This is a genomic window from uncultured Methylobacterium sp. (genome assembly GCF_964251405.1).
Classification (GTDB): domain Bacteria; phylum Pseudomonadota; class Alphaproteobacteria; order Rhizobiales; family Beijerinckiaceae; genus Methylobacterium.
This window is the reverse complement of the sequence record NZ_CAXUJR010000073.1, coordinates 1-13218: the sequence shown is the minus strand read 5'-3', so window position 1 is coordinate 13218 and position 13218 is coordinate 1. Positions and strand designations below refer to the sequence as shown.

Below are 13218 nucleotides of genomic sequence, written 5' to 3'. Positions count from 1 at the left end.
AGGTTTCGGCAAAGACCGGCGACGGGCTCTCCGACCTGCTCGAAGGTCTCCAGCTCCAGGCGGAAATCCTGAACCTGCGCGCCAACGAGACCCGCGACGGCGAGGGCACGGTCATCGAGGCCAAGCTCGATCGCGGCCGTGGCCCCGTCGCGACGGTCCTGGTCCAGCGCGGCACTCTGTTCACCGGCGACATCGTCGTGGCCGGCGCCGAGTGGGGTCGTGTTCGTGCCCTCATCGACGACAAGGGCGAGAACGTCTCCTATGCCGGTCCCTCGGTGCCGGTCGAGGTGCTCGGCTTCAACGGCACGCCCGACGCCGGCGACCGCGTCGCCGTGGTGGTCAGCGAAGCGCGTGCCCGCGAGGTCACCGAGTACCGTGCCCGCCAGAAGCGCGAGCGCGCCGCCGCCCGTACGGGTGGTGCCAACCGGTCGCTCGTCGACATGATGCGCGACCTCAAGGAGGGTGCCGGCCGCAAGCAATTGGCGCTCGTGGTCAAGGGCGACGTGCAGGGCTCCGTCGAGGCGATCAACGGCGCTCTTGAGAAGCTCGGCAACGACGAGGTTTCGGCGCGGATCCTGCTCGCAGGCGTCGGCGGTATCACCGAGTCGGACATCACGCTGGCCGAAGCCTCGAAGGCTGTCGTTATCGGCTTCAACGTGCGTGCCCACAAGGAAGCGCGCGAGCTGGCCGAGCGCAACGGGGTCGAGATCCGCTACTACAACATCATCTACGACCTCGTGGACGACATCAAAGCGACGATGTCGGGCATGCTGCCGCCGACCCTGCGCGAGGAGCGCCTGGGCGAGGCTCAGATCCTGCAGATCTTCGACGTGTCGAAGGTCGGCAAGATCGCCGGTTGCCGCGTCACCGACGGTGTCGTGCAGCGCGGCGCCCATGTCCGCCTGATCCGCGACGAGATCGTCATCCACGAGGGCAAGCTCTCCCAGCTCAAGCGCCTCAAGGACGACGCCAAGGAGGTCATCTCCGGCTACGAGTGCGGCATGTCCTTCGAGAACTTCCAGGATATGCGCGCCGGTGACGTCATCGAGTGCTACCGGGTCGAAGAGGTCCGTCGCACGCTCTGACGCGTGCGGCACCACGGGGTTCCTGTCGAGCACGCTCGATAGGGTCTCGCTTTGCGGCGGCTGCAGCCATGCTGCGGTCGCCGTTTTCTTTTGAAGATTGACCATGGCCCAGAAACCGACCCAGACCGGACCCACGCAGCGTCAGCAGCGCGTCGCCGAGCTGATCCGCCACGCCATCGCGGAGGTGCTTCAGCGCGGCGACGTGCAGGATGCCGTGCTGAGCTCGCACGTCATCACCGTGCCGGAAGTGCGGATGTCGCCCGACCTCAAGATCGCCACCGCCTACATCATGCCGCTCGGCGGCAAGGACGAAGCGCCGGTGATCGCCGCTCTCGAACGCAACAAGAAGGTGCTGCGCCAGGAAGTGGCCCGGCGCGTGAACCTGAAATTCGCTCCCGACCTCCGCTTCAAGCGCGACGAGACCTTCGACGAGTTCGGCCGCATCGACGCGATCCTGAAATCCGACAAGGTCCGGCGCGATGTCGAGTCCGCAGACGGGAACGAGCCCGACGCGGACCCGGCCTGACGGCGGCAATCCATCGACCGGTGCCCACCGTGCGGATGGGCATGACCCTTTTCGCGGGCCGATTCCGCCATGGACGTGACGACCCCGTCCGTCGACCGAGGACAGTATGACCAACGATCCGACCATCGAGCCCCCCGCCCCGGGTGCCGAGATCGCTCCCGCGGAGATCGTCACGACCGAGCCGCAGCAGCAGCGCGGCCCGCGTCGTCCTGGGCGCGGCGCCCCCGATCCGAATCGGCCGAAGAAGCGTGACGTCAACGGCTGGGTCATCCTCGACAAGGGCGTGGGCATGACCTCGACCCATGCCGTCGCGGTGGTGAAGCGCGCGTTCAACGCCAAGAAGGCAGGGCACGCCGGCACCCTCGATCCGCTCGCCTCCGGCATCCTGCCGATCGCGCTGGGCGAGGCTACGAAGACCGTTCCGTTCGTCATGGACGGCCGCAAGGCCTACGTGTTCACGGTGACCTGGGGGATCGAGACGGACACCGACGACGCGGAAGGCCGCCCCGTCGCTACCAGCGATTCGCGCCCGACCCGCGACGCCGTCGAGGCGGCGCTCCCGGCTTTCGTCGGGGCCATCGAGCAGGTGCCGCCGCAATATTCGGCCATCAAGATCGCGGGCGAACGGGCCTACGATCTGGCGCGCGACGGCGAGACGGTGGAGTTGGTCGCCCGATCCGTGCAGATCGACCGGCTTGCGGTGGTGGAGCATGGTCCGGATCGCACGGTCATCGAGGCCGAGTGCGGCAAGGGCACCTATGTGCGGGCGCTGGCCCGCGACCTTGGACGCGTGCTCGGTTGCCACGGCCACGTCTCGGCCCTGCGCCGCACCCGTGTCGGCCCCTTCACGGAGACGGAGTCCTGCGACGTCGCCGCCCTCGAAGCCGCCGGCCCGGACGGTAACGGCCCGCACCTCCACGCCGTCGAGACGGCACTCGATGCTGTGCCGTCGGTCCCGGTCTCTCGCGACATGGCGCTGAGACTCATGCGAGGGCAGCCAGTGATCCTGCGTGGCCGCGATGCGCCGATGGAGGGCAAGGCCTTCGCCACCTGCGGCGGCATCCTCGTGGCGGTGGGCGACGTCGAGCGCGGCGAACTCGTGCCACACCGGGTCTTTCATCTCGGCGGGACGGCGAACCGATCGGCCTGAGTCGCGACCGCACACCGAAAAGGACCGATGACACGGTCAAGTGAGTTGCGCGCCATCGATCTCCTGCCAAGGTAACTGCTGACAGCTTGGCGGCGAAGACTGATTCGCGGCCGTCGTCGTCATGGCCTCGCCATAGCGAGGCCTGCGGGCTTTCCGGGGAGATCCACATCATGTCATCCACAACACTCGGCCAGGGCGCCGCGATCGCGTTCGTTTGTGTCCTGGCGACATCCGCCCTCAGTCAGGACGCGGACCCTCAGGCCATCGTCGACGCGCAGTTCGCCGCAGCCGGCAATCAGAAGGGCGTTCGCGCCAGCGGCGCCAAGGGCGTCTGCGTGAAGGGTAGCTTCACGCCCACCGCAGAGGCAGCGAGCCTGTCGAAGGCCCCGCATTTCGCCAAGACCGTGCCGGTGACGGCTCGGTTCTCCATGGGCGGCAGCAACGCCAAGATCTCGGACAAGACCAAGCCCGTGACGCGCGGCTTCGCCATGCGCCTCAGCGACACGACGGGCGACCTTGTCCTCGTGATCATCTCGGCGCCGGTCTTCTCGACCAAGACGCCGAAGCAGCTCCTCGACTTCGCTACGGTCCGGGCCCCCGGCCCCGACGGCAAGCCGGATGCGGACAAGGTCAAGGCGTTCACGGCCGCGAACCCCGAGACGACCAAGCAGGGCGCGTGGCTCAATGCCCGCCCGGTGCCGGCGAGCTTCGTCGGCGTCGATTACTGGGGCGTTCACGCCTACACGCTCACTAACGCCAAGAACGAGGCCAAGGTCGTGAAGCTCAAGACCGTCGCCACGGCGGGCCAGCTCGGCCTGTCCGACGACGAGCTGAAGGCAAAGCCCGACAGCTTCTATGCCGACGAGCTCAAGGACCGGCTCGCGACGGGCCCGGCGAGCTTCGATCTCGTAGCGATCATGGGCGAGGCCGGCGATCCGACCAGCGACCCGACGGTGATGTGGCCGGAGGAGAACCGCAAGAGCGTCAAGCTCGGCACCCTGGCGATCGCGGCGATCGAGCCGGCGGCTACCTGCGACGTGGCGACCTTCGATCCCGTGGTCGACCTGCCCGAGGGCATCGCCGGCCCGACCGACGATCCGATGTTCGCGATCCGCTCGCCGGCCTATGCGGTGTCTCTGTCGCGCCGTTCGGCGCAGCAGTAGCGGAACCTGAACGCACTCCCCTCCCCCTTGCGGGGAGGGGAGGCACGTTCGAGTTCGACGAGGAGCCTTGGCTCACCCCCGGACCGGCAACCCCGTCTCGATCAGCCTTGCCCACAGCGACGCCCCATACGGCGAGGCCGCATCGCAGAAATCGTAGTCCGGGTGGTGCAGCCCTGCGGAATCGCCATTGCCGAGGAAGATGTAGGCGCCGGGGCGGTGCTCCAGCATGTAGGAGAAATCCTCCGCGGCCATGAGCGGGGCGACGTCGCGCGAAACCTGCGCCTCGCCGACGATGCCGGCCGCGACGTCGGCGATGAAGGCGGTCTCTGCGGGATGGTTCTCGGTGACGGGGTAGCCGCCGCTATACTCGACCTTGGCGCTGGCACCGAAGCCCGCGGCGACATGCGTGACGATCGCGTCGATACGCTCCTGGATCACCGCGCGCATCGACTTGGAGAGCGCCCGCATCGTCCCGCGCATGGTCACGTGGTGGGGCAGCACGTTGAAGGCCTCGCCGGCCTCGAGGGTGCAGACCGAGACGACGGCGCCCTCCAGCGGGTCGACCGAGCGCGACACGATCGACTGCAGCGCGACGACGATGTGGCTCGCTACGAGCACTGCGTCGACCGCCAGATGCGGTAGGGCCGCGTGCCCGCCCTTCCCGTCGATGGTGATCGTGAAGCGATCGGTCGAGGCCATGATCGGACCCGACCTGATCGCGAACTGCCCCAAGCCCAAGCCGGGGATGTTGTGCATGCCGTAGACGGAGTCGACGCCGAAGCGCTCCATCATCCCGTCGCGCACCATCGCCTCGCCGCCGCCGCCGCCCTCCTCCGCCGGCTGGAAGATGAGCACGGCAGTGCCGTCGAAATCGCGGGTCTCGGCGAGGTACCTGGCGGCGCCGAGCAGCATCGCGGTGTGGCCGTCATGGCCGCAGGCATGCATCTTCCCCTCAACCGTCGAGCGGTACGGCAGGTCGCGAACCTCGCGGATCGGCAGGGCATCCATGTCGGCGCGCAGGCCGATGGCCCGGTTGGAGCCATGCGCCCTTCCCCTGATCACCCCGACGACGCCGGTGCGGCCGATGCCGGTCGCGACCTCGTCGCAGCCGAACGCCTTGAGCTTGTCGGCGACGAAGCCGGCGGTGCGGTGGACATTGTAGAGCAGTTCGGGATGGGCATGCAGGTCGTGCCGCCACGCGGTGATCTCGTCCGCGAAGGCGGCGATCCGATCGAGGACGGGCATGACGCGGTGACTTTCTGGAGGTGACTCCGATTCCGCAGCAAGGCTGGGGCCAGAACACCGTAGGGTAAGCTGGCCCGATCTGGACCTCCGGGTCAACGCATGCCTGGGGACGATCAGGCGCGACGAAGACGTAGGGCATTGGCGATGACGAAGACGCTCGACAGGGCCATGGCGCCCGCTGCCAGGATCGGTGAGAGCAGCGGACCGCCGAAGATGGCGAGCAGCCCGGCCGCCACCGGAATGAGTGCGACGTTGTAGGCGAAGGCCCAGAACAGGTTCTGACGGATGTTGCGCATGACGGCCCGCGACAGGCGGATGGCCGTGACCACACCGGCGATGTCGCCGGCCATCAGCACCACGTCGGCGCTCTCCACCGCGATATCGGTCCCGGTGCCGATGGCGATCCCCACATCGGCCTCCGCGAGGGCCGGCGCATCGTTGATTCCGTCGCCGACGAAGGCCACGGCGCCGTGGCCCGCGCGCAGCCGCCGGACCGCCTCGACCTTGCCGGCCGGGAGCACCTCGGCCTCGACATCCCCGATAGCGAGGGTCGCGGCGATGCTCTCGGCGGTCCGACGATCATCTCCGGTGACCATGGCCACCGCGAGGCCCTGCGCCGTCAGCGCCTTCACCGCCGCTGCGGCACCCGGCTTGATCGGATCGGAGACGGCAATGAGCGCGGCCAGGCGTCCGTCGATGGCGACGAAGACCGGGCTGCGCGCCGTGGCGCCGAGCCGCTCCTCTTCCGCCGCCAGGGCTTCGACGGAGACGCCGAGCCGTTCCATGGCTCGGCGCGCGCCGACCGCCACGGTCCGCCTCGCGACCCGGCCGGAGACGCCGTAACCCGGCACCGCCTCGAATTCCTCGACATCGCTCGGGGCGAGCCCCCTGTCGGCGGCGGCCTCGACGAGGGCGCGGCCGATCGGGTGCTCGGAGCGTGCCTCGACGCTCGCGGCCAGAGCGAGGACGTCGTCGGCCACGAAGCCGGGAGCGACGACGAGATCCGTCAGGGTCGGGCGCCCCTGTGTCAGGGTTCCGGTCTTGTCGAAGGCGACGACCCGGACGTCGCGCAGGGCCTGGAGGGCGAGCCCGTTGCGGAACAGGACGCCTCGCTCGGCCGCGCGCCCGGTTCCCACCATGATCGAGGTCGGCGTCGCGAGCCCCATGGCGCAGGGACAGGCGATGATGAGGACCGCGATGGCGTTGACGAGGGCGAATCCGAGCGCCGGACTCGGCCCGAAGACGAGCCAGCCGAGGAACGTGGCGGTAGCGGCCAGCATCACGGCGGGCACGAACCAGAGGGTGATCCGGTCGACCAGGGCCTGGATCGGGAGCTTCGCTCCCTGAGCGGCCTCTACCATCGCGACGATCTGGGCGAGCACCGTGTCGGCGCCGACCTTGTCCACGCGCAGGTCGAGACTGCCGTTGCCGTTGAGGGTGCCGCCCACCACCACGGCGCCTGCCTCCTTGCGGACGGACTCGGGTTCGCCGGTGATCATACTCTCGTCGACGAAGCTCGCCCCGGCCACCACCGTCCCGTCGGCGGCGATGCGCTCGCCGGGCCGGACCCGCACCGTGTCGCCGATCCCGAGATCGCCGATCGCGACCTCGGTTTCCGCGCCATCGGACAAAACCCTCGCGGTCTTTGGCGAGAGACCGACGAGGGCGGCAATGGCCGCACTGGTGCGTCCGCGCGCCCGCGCTTCCAAGCTGCGCCCGAGCAGGATCAAGGTGACGATGAGAACGGCCGCCTCGAAGTAGAGATGGGCGGTCCCAGGCGGCAGGGTTGCGGGCGCGAGTGTGGAGACCAGCGAATAGAGATAAGCCGCGCCCGCCCCCAAGGCGACGAGCGCGTTCATGTCCGGATGCCCGCGTACCAGCTTCGGAAGGCCGAGGGTGAAGAAGCGCCGGCCCGGCCAGGCGAGAACCACGGTCGCGAGGACGGCCTGGATCAGGCCGAGGCCGAGACCACCGAGGGTGTCGTGGAGGGCGTGGCGCAAGCCCGGCACGAGGTGGCTGGCCATGTCGAGCACCACCACCGGCAGCGAAAACAGGAAGGCGATCGTCACCTCGCGTCGCAGGCGGGCGCCTTCCGCCTCCTGCCCCGCCGCTCGCTCGTCTTGCGCCGGGGCCTCGACCGAACCGGTCTCGTAGCCGACCGAGCGGATCGCCTCTTCCAGCTTTCCGCGCTCGACGAGGCCTTGAGGAAAACGGATCTCCGCACGGGCCGTGGCGAGGTTCACCGACGCAGAGGTCACGCCGGGAACGACGGCGAGCGCCCGCTCAACCCGACCGACGCAGGAGGCGCAGGTCATCCCCTCGACGGCGACCGTCGTGGCGGTTTCCGGCACCGTGTAGCCGGCCCGATCGATGGCTGCGATCACGCCGACCGCCGAACCGGCCTCGCCGAGCCGCAGACCGGCTCGCCCGGTGGCGAGGTTGACAGTGACCTCCGAGATGCCCGGCAGAGCGGCAAGCGCCTTCTCGACGCGGCCGACGCAGGACGCGCACGTCATGCCGTCGACAGTCAGGCTGATCCGCATGCCGCTGTCGTCGCTCGACGAGCGGGAGAGCGGGACGGGATGCACATGCACGTTCATGACCTCTGATGTGGGGCACGGCCAACCGATCCGGTAGTCAGGCCGCCGCGTCGCTGCGGTGCTCCGGCAGCAGGGCACGAACGATGGTACCCTCGTCCGGCACGCTCTCGATCACGAGCCGTCCGCGATGGCGGTTGACGATGTGCTTGACGATGGCGAGCCCCAGCCCCGTCCCGCCCTGGGCACGGCTCGATGCGACGTCGACACGGTAGAAGCGCTCGGTCAGGCGCGGGATGTGCTCGGACGCGATGCCCGGTCCCTTGTCGCGAACCGACAGGATGATCCGCGGCTTTCGCGGATTTCCGGGGACTTCGCGACCCAATGCGATGGTGACGGTACCACCGCCTCCGTACTTCACGGCGTTCTCGACGAGGTTCTCGACCACCCGGAGCATTTCGTCGCGGTCCCCGAGAATCGGGTAGGCGCCGTCCGGCGCCTCCACCGCGAAGTCGACGCCGCGATCGCGGGCGAGCGGTGTCTGGATATCCACCATCTGGCGGACGATCTGCCCCAGATCGATCGCCTGTGTCGGGGCGACGTGCTCTCGCAGCTCGATGCGCGACAGCGAGAGCAGGTCGTCGATGAGGCGCGTCATGCGCAAAGCCTGCATCTTCATGATGCCGAGGAAGCGCTCGCGGGCGGGGACGTCGTTGCGGGCCGGCCCCTGCAGGGTCTCGATGAAGCCGAGCAGCGAAGCAAGCGGCGTGCGTAGCTCGTGGCTGGCATTGGCGACGAAGTCGACACGCATGGCCTCGAGCCGCCGCGCCGAGGTGAGGTCGCGCAGGAACAGCACCACGTTCGGCTGTCCGCCCACCGGCCCACCCATGGGGCCGTCGGGCATCGGAAGGGCACCGATCTGAACCTCGAAGGCCCGTTCGGTGGGCACCCGTGTCGTGTAGAGCACCTTGAGCGGCTGGCCGGTGCGAAGCACCTCCTCGATACCGTCGAGGATTTCCGGAGCGCGCAAGGCGAAGGAGAGGGGGTGGCGCAGCTTCAGGCTCGGCAGCAGAGCACGAGCGGCCGGGTTAAGCTCGATTACCACCGAGCGTCGGTCCACCAGGATGACCGGGTCGGGGATGTTGGCCAGCAACGCCTCGGCGATGGAGTTGCGTTCGGACGCGTTCGGTTCGGGGGCGACCACCACCCGGGTGCGGCCGAGGCTTCCCGCAAGTCCGCCAAGGACGAGAGCCGCCATGGCCGAGGCCACCACCATCGCGTCGAGCGTACCCTGCATCCACTGAACGAGGCCGAAGGTGGCGACGGCCACCGCGGCAGCGGTCCAGGCGGATCTGCGTGCACCGCGCGCCATCACGTGACTCCTCGCCCGTGTTGCGGGTCAGGCGGGCATGCGGGCGCGTCGTACCCTGCGCAACACCTCGTAGGCACCCAGCATCACGAGGGCGGCGATGAAGGGAACGAGGTAATAGCAGACCCGAAACAGCAGCAGCGAGCCGAGGACCTGATCGCGGGGCAGACTCGACAGGGCGATGAGGATCGTCGCCTCGAACACGCCAAGTCCGCCCGGTGCATTCGAGGCGATCCCGAGCATCGCGGCCAGAACGTAGATCGCCAGGAAGGTGGTGAAGCCGAAGGTGAGGCCAGTTGGCAGCAGCACGTAGAGGGTCGCGGCCGCCGCGCAGACATCGCCGATGCCGACGATCATCTGGCTGAGCGACACCGACGCGCCCGGCAGCTCCAGGCGCCAGCCCTTCACCTTGACGCTGCGGCGCTTCAGCGAAACCCAGCCGATATAGCTCACGACGGCCACCAGGGCGGCGAGGCCGACGCCCTGGTTGAGGCGGATGCTGGTGAGGGTGAGCGCGGCGAGCTGACCCGCCTCGATGATGAGGCTGAGCCCCAGCACCACGCCCATGCCGAGCCAGAAGGTGAATCCGGCGATCACCGTGAGCGCCGCGATCTTGGCAGGGCTGAGCCCGCGACCGGAATAGATCCAGTAGCGGATGGTTCCCGCGGTCAGGAGCGGGAAGCCGAGGGTGAAGCTCACCGCATAGCTCGTGAAGGAGGCGAGCGCCGTGGTCCGATAAGGCACCACGAGCTTGAGCTGGCGAAGGGCCAGCGCATCGTAGCAGGTAAGGAAAAGGTAGCTGACGCCGACGAACAGGAAGGCGAGGCCGAGCTGTCCCGGTGTCGCCGCCGTGAAGGCGGACTTCAGCTCCGCCCAGGTCACGGTCTCGACGAGCGTCCACAGCACGAAGATCGAACCTGCGAAGATGATGAGGCTGGCAGCGGTCCCGAGCCAGGCATAGCGGCCGCTGAAGCCGCCCTTCGGCTTGACGATCGCGACCACCTCGTCGGGCTCGGCCTCGTCCTGCGGTTTCACCGCTTCGGCGTCGGCGAGCACCTTGTGCTGTCCCGCAAAGTTCATGTTGTCGGCGTCCGCCTCCGCCGGGATGACCCGCCCGGCCCCGAGAGGCGGCTTCGCTGATCCCGCGCTTTTGCCGGACCGCGGCCCGTTCGCCCGCATTTAGGGGGTTTGCGGCCCAATGGCCAGGGAGCCTTCGCGTCGATCCCCCGCGTCGCCCACAGGATGGCCGGCCGTCGCAAGGATAGCGGACGCCCGCGACAGCCCCGCTGCGATCCGCTCGCGCACGCTCGGCGCCGTACAGACGAAGGTCGGGCTCGGGTGCGGAACCCGGTAGACGGGCAGGCCAGGCCGAAGCGTCGCGAGAACAGGTTCGAATTCGCCCGCCACGCGCCCGGCCAGGACCACGACCCGAAGCGCGGGCAGACGGAGGAGCAGCGGCGCGAGATAGGGTGCCGCCGCCCGTATCTCGGAGCGGCGCGGGGCGCGGTTGCGGGCTCCCTCCGCGTGGATGACCCAGGGCACCGCATTCCAGATCAGGGTCTCGGCACGCGGAATACCGGCTGCCTGCAGGAAGCGGAACAGGTTGGATGCGGTACCGGTCGGGTTGTCGCGCGAGACGATCCCGGTGCCGCGGATCGCCGGACCGGGCGTTTCGAGGAGGAGGAGCAGCCGTGCCTGCACGCCGCCGTCGAGTGGATCCGGATCGGGAACGGCCGCTCCGGTCTCGGCGGCGATCTGCGCTACGAGATGACGCAGCGGTGCCAGATGCGGCGAATCCATGAGGCGGTGGCGAGCGGCGAGCAAAAGCGGATCGACGAGACTTCTCGGCGAGACGGGCTCAGACACCGACATCATGACGGGGGAAGCGCTGGGGCAGGGCGCCCGACAGCCGGAAGTTCTCCATCGCTCGTTCCTGCGCCAAGCGATCGTGCAAGCCGCCGACTCCGCCGAACTGGAAGCCGAGCTGGCTCTCGTAAGCAGCACAAGCCGCGCGTTTCGCCGCCGTAGCGGCAGGCGTGAGCGACATCGCGAACGGTGCAAGGCCGGCGAAGCTCTCGCGCAAAGGCTCCTTCGGGTCGGCGCACCTCACGGTGTAGGGAAAGTCGCGCCACCACAGGACAGGCCGATCGAGCGTGAAGGCACGCAGGGCGAGGATGACCTGGATATGGTCGACATGGCCGCCGACGCCCTGAGGCGCCAGTATCAGGTCCGGCTCCACTTCAGCGATGAGACCGCGGAACGCGGTGCCGAGATCGCCGGCGACGGCGTCATCGGTGCGCAGCTCCGCGAAGAGTTCGGGCGCGGAGGCGTAGCCGCGGTGGGGTGCCTCGCGAAAGCCGAGATGGTGCGGCGGTTCGATCCCAAGCGCTTCGGTCGCCGCCGCGTCCTCGGCACGGCGAAGGGCCATGTAGTCGACCTCGGGGCCGAGGCCCTTGTCAGTCTGGCAGGCCAGGGCGAAGCCCTGCGGATGTCGAACCGAGCCGGTAAACACCGTCGCCATCACCACCCGCCAGCCCGCTTCCGCGAGGGTGGCCAAGGTGCCGCCGCACGAGAAGGCGGCGTCGTCGAGATGCGGCGAGAACGCGAGGGCGGTCGGCATCGCGTCAGAGGAGGTGCGGTTCGGCGCGGAAGCGGCAGGATGGGTCATGGGGCAGAGCTTCGGCGAAACCGGTGTCGGGCGTCTCGTTCACGACCGACGCATAGATCTCCATGATCTGGCGGCCCACGGTCGTCCACGAATAGACCCGGCGACATTCCTCCAGGCCGTCATCGGCGAGGCGCCGACGCAGATCGGAATCGACGATTACCCGCGTGAGGGCAGCGGCCAGGGCCTGGACGTCGCCCGGCTGGACGAGGAGGCCGTTCTCACCGTCGCGCAGGCAATCGGAAACGCCGACCGCATGGGTCGAGACCACCGCGAGGCCGGCCGCCATGGCCTCGAGGATGGTGTTGGAGAACCCCTCGGCATAGGTCGGCGACACGAAGACGTCGGCCAGCGCATAGAGGTCCGGCACGGTGTCGTAATCGGCATAGCCCGTAAACCGGATCGCGGAATCGCCGAGGTCCAGCCGCGTCGCGAGATCCTTGGCGGGCTCGACATCGGGTCCGATACCCGAGACGATCGCCTCGAAAGGCGTGCCGGCATCGCGCAGGGTGGCCAACGCGTCGATGAAGTCGAGAACGCCTTTCCGGCGGTCGACGCGGCCATGGTAGAACAGGCGGATCGGGCCGGGCGCCCGGTCTTCGACGGGTGTGAAACGAGCGGTATCCACCGCCCCCGGCACGATGGTGAAGCGGGCCGGATCGGAGCCGAGCCGTTCGCAGACCTCCTCCACGAAGGAGGCGCCGCCAATGAGGAGCGCGTTGGCATGGGCGAGCACCGCGCACATGGCGACCCGGTGCGTCTCGCAGCAGGAACCGACCCAGTGGCCGTCGCCGCCCTGGATCGACACGATGGTGGGCACGCCGATGCGCTTGGCGGCGAGCAGCGCTGCCCAGCCGGTCGGGTAGCCGTACTGGGCATGGAGGACGTCGAAGGGCGCCCTTCCATGCTCGGCCACGATGGTCTCGACCATCGTGTCGATGTCGCGCTCGAATTCGCCGTTCGTCTGCTCGCCGACCTGTTCGAGGCCGATCACCCGAACGCCCGACACGGGCGGCGGCCGGCCGCCGCCATAGACCCGCGTGCCGAAATCGTCGCCGCGATACTGGCTGATCATCGTGACGTCGTGGCCGGCACCGACCAGTTCCCGCAGGAGGTTCTGGGCGTAGACGCTCATCCCGGAGATCGCCGGGAAGTAGCGGCGACTGACGAAGCAGATCCTCACGGGTGCCTCCGGCACTCGCGCAGGTAGCGGAGCGACTCGGGGATCATGACGTCCGCCCTGTGGCTCTCGCGGGAAAGCTCGACGCAGATGAGCTTGTCGAAGCGGATCGCCTCCAGTGCGGCGAGCACGCCCGGCACATCCATGTCGCCTTCTCCGAAGGGCAGGTGGATGTGGCGGCCGCGGGCCATGTCCTCGACCGCCACGGTGCCGATACGATCGGCGAACTCGGCAACGGCAGCGGCGGGCTCGCGCTCCTGCGTGACGAGGCAATGGCCGGTGTCGAGGGCGAGGCGCA

Annotated in this window: 12 protein-coding genes; 4 read left to right on the top strand and 8 right to left on the bottom strand. The window is 68.8% G+C overall.

What is annotated here, in order from left to right; all coding sequences use genetic code 11:
* From infB to ACFE7U_RS13215, 4 genes are all read left to right on the top strand, one after another.
* Positions 1-1085 (top strand): translation initiation factor IF-2 (gene infB, locus ACFE7U_RS13230; protein ID WP_375410190.1); only part of this gene is annotated, 1085 nt, incomplete at its 5' end.
* A gap of 103 nt (positions 1086-1188) precedes the next feature.
* A complete protein-coding gene (gene rbfA / locus ACFE7U_RS13225; RefSeq protein WP_375410189.1) occupies positions 1189-1611 on the top strand; it encodes a 30S ribosome-binding factor RbfA in 423 nt (140 codons plus the stop codon).
* A 106-nt stretch (positions 1612-1717) separates the two neighbouring features.
* Positions 1718-2761, top strand: coding sequence for a tRNA pseudouridine(55) synthase TruB (truB, locus tag ACFE7U_RS13220; RefSeq protein ID WP_375410188.1), 1044 nt, complete (start codon positions 1718-1720; stop codon positions 2759-2761).
* Positions 2762-2931: 170 nt separating this feature from the next.
* Entirely contained in the window at positions 2932-3924 is a 993-nt protein-coding gene (locus ACFE7U_RS13215; protein ID WP_375410187.1) for a catalase family peroxidase, read from the top strand.
* A 72-nt stretch (positions 3925-3996) separates the two neighbouring features.
* Here the strand turns inward: ACFE7U_RS13215 and ACFE7U_RS13210 are convergent, their stop codons facing one another.
* From ACFE7U_RS13210 to ACFE7U_RS13175, 8 genes are all read right to left on the bottom strand, one after another.
* Positions 3997-5169 (bottom strand): M20 aminoacylase family protein, encoded by a 1173-nt coding sequence (locus tag ACFE7U_RS13210; protein WP_375410186.1) that lies wholly within the window; start codon positions 5167-5169, stop codon positions 3997-3999.
* A gap of 113 nt (positions 5170-5282) precedes the next feature.
* Positions 5283-7769: a heavy metal translocating P-type ATPase gene (locus ACFE7U_RS13205; RefSeq protein ID WP_375410185.1), complete on the bottom strand. Its 2487-nt coding sequence runs from the start codon at positions 7767-7769 to the stop codon at positions 5283-5285.
* Between the two features lie 37 nt (positions 7770-7806).
* Positions 7807-9078, bottom strand: coding sequence for an ATP-binding protein (locus ACFE7U_RS13200; protein ID WP_375410184.1), 1272 nt, complete (start codon positions 9076-9078; stop codon positions 7807-7809).
* Positions 9079-9105: 27 nt separating this feature from the next.
* The gene (locus ACFE7U_RS13195; protein ID WP_375410183.1) at positions 9106-10155 is read right to left on the bottom strand and encodes a lysylphosphatidylglycerol synthase domain-containing protein; all 1050 of its coding nucleotides are present in this window, start codon (positions 10153-10155) and stop codon (positions 9106-9108) included.
* A 99-nt stretch (positions 10156-10254) separates the two neighbouring features.
* Positions 10255-10941: a uracil-DNA glycosylase gene (locus tag ACFE7U_RS13190; RefSeq protein ID WP_375410182.1), complete on the bottom strand. Its 687-nt coding sequence runs from the start codon at positions 10939-10941 to the stop codon at positions 10255-10257.
* Positions 10934-11695, bottom strand: a complete 762-nt coding sequence (locus ACFE7U_RS13185; protein WP_375410181.1) for a PIG-L deacetylase family protein — start codon at positions 11693-11695, stop codon at positions 10934-10936. Before ACFE7U_RS13185 ends, ACFE7U_RS13190 begins: the two co-directional genes overlap by 8 nt.
* A gap of 4 nt (positions 11696-11699) precedes the next feature.
* The gene (locus ACFE7U_RS13180) at positions 11700-12923 is read right to left on the bottom strand and encodes a glycosyltransferase family 4 protein (protein ID WP_375410180.1); all 1224 of its coding nucleotides are present in this window, start codon (positions 12921-12923) and stop codon (positions 11700-11702) included.
* Positions 12920-13218, bottom strand: a 299-nt coding sequence (locus ACFE7U_RS13175; RefSeq protein ID WP_375410179.1) for a sugar phosphate isomerase/epimerase family protein, incomplete at its 5' end; no start/stop codon positions are given. The genes ACFE7U_RS13175 and ACFE7U_RS13180, both read right to left, overlap by 4 nt.

Bases quoted from the DNA above. Each gene is read 5' to 3' on its own strand.
- rbfA (WP_375410189.1), top strand. From the start codon at position 1,189: ATGGCCCAGAAACCGACCCAGACCGGACCCACGCAGCGTCAGCAGCGC.
- truB (WP_375410188.1), top strand. From the start codon at position 1,718: ATGACCAACGATCCGACCATCGAGCCCCCCGCCCCGGGTGCCGAGATC.
- ACFE7U_RS13215 (WP_375410187.1), top strand. From the start codon at position 2,932: ATGTCATCCACAACACTCGGCCAGGGCGCCGCGATCGCGTTCGTTTGT.
- ACFE7U_RS13210 (WP_375410186.1), bottom strand. From the start codon at position 5,169: ATGCCCGTCCTCGATCGGATCGCCGCCTTCGCGGACGAGATCACCGCG.
- ACFE7U_RS13205 (WP_375410185.1), bottom strand. From the start codon at position 7,769: ATGAACGTGCATGTGCATCCCGTCCCGCTCTCCCGCTCGTCGAGCGAC.
- ACFE7U_RS13200 (WP_375410184.1), bottom strand. From the start codon at position 9,078: ATGGCGCGCGGTGCACGCAGATCCGCCTGGACCGCTGCCGCGGTGGCC.
- ACFE7U_RS13195 (WP_375410183.1), bottom strand. From the start codon at position 10,155: ATGAACTTTGCGGGACAGCACAAGGTGCTCGCCGACGCCGAAGCGGTG.
- ACFE7U_RS13185 (WP_375410181.1), bottom strand. From the start codon at position 11,695: ATGCCGACCGCCCTCGCGTTCTCGCCGCATCTCGACGACGCCGCCTTC.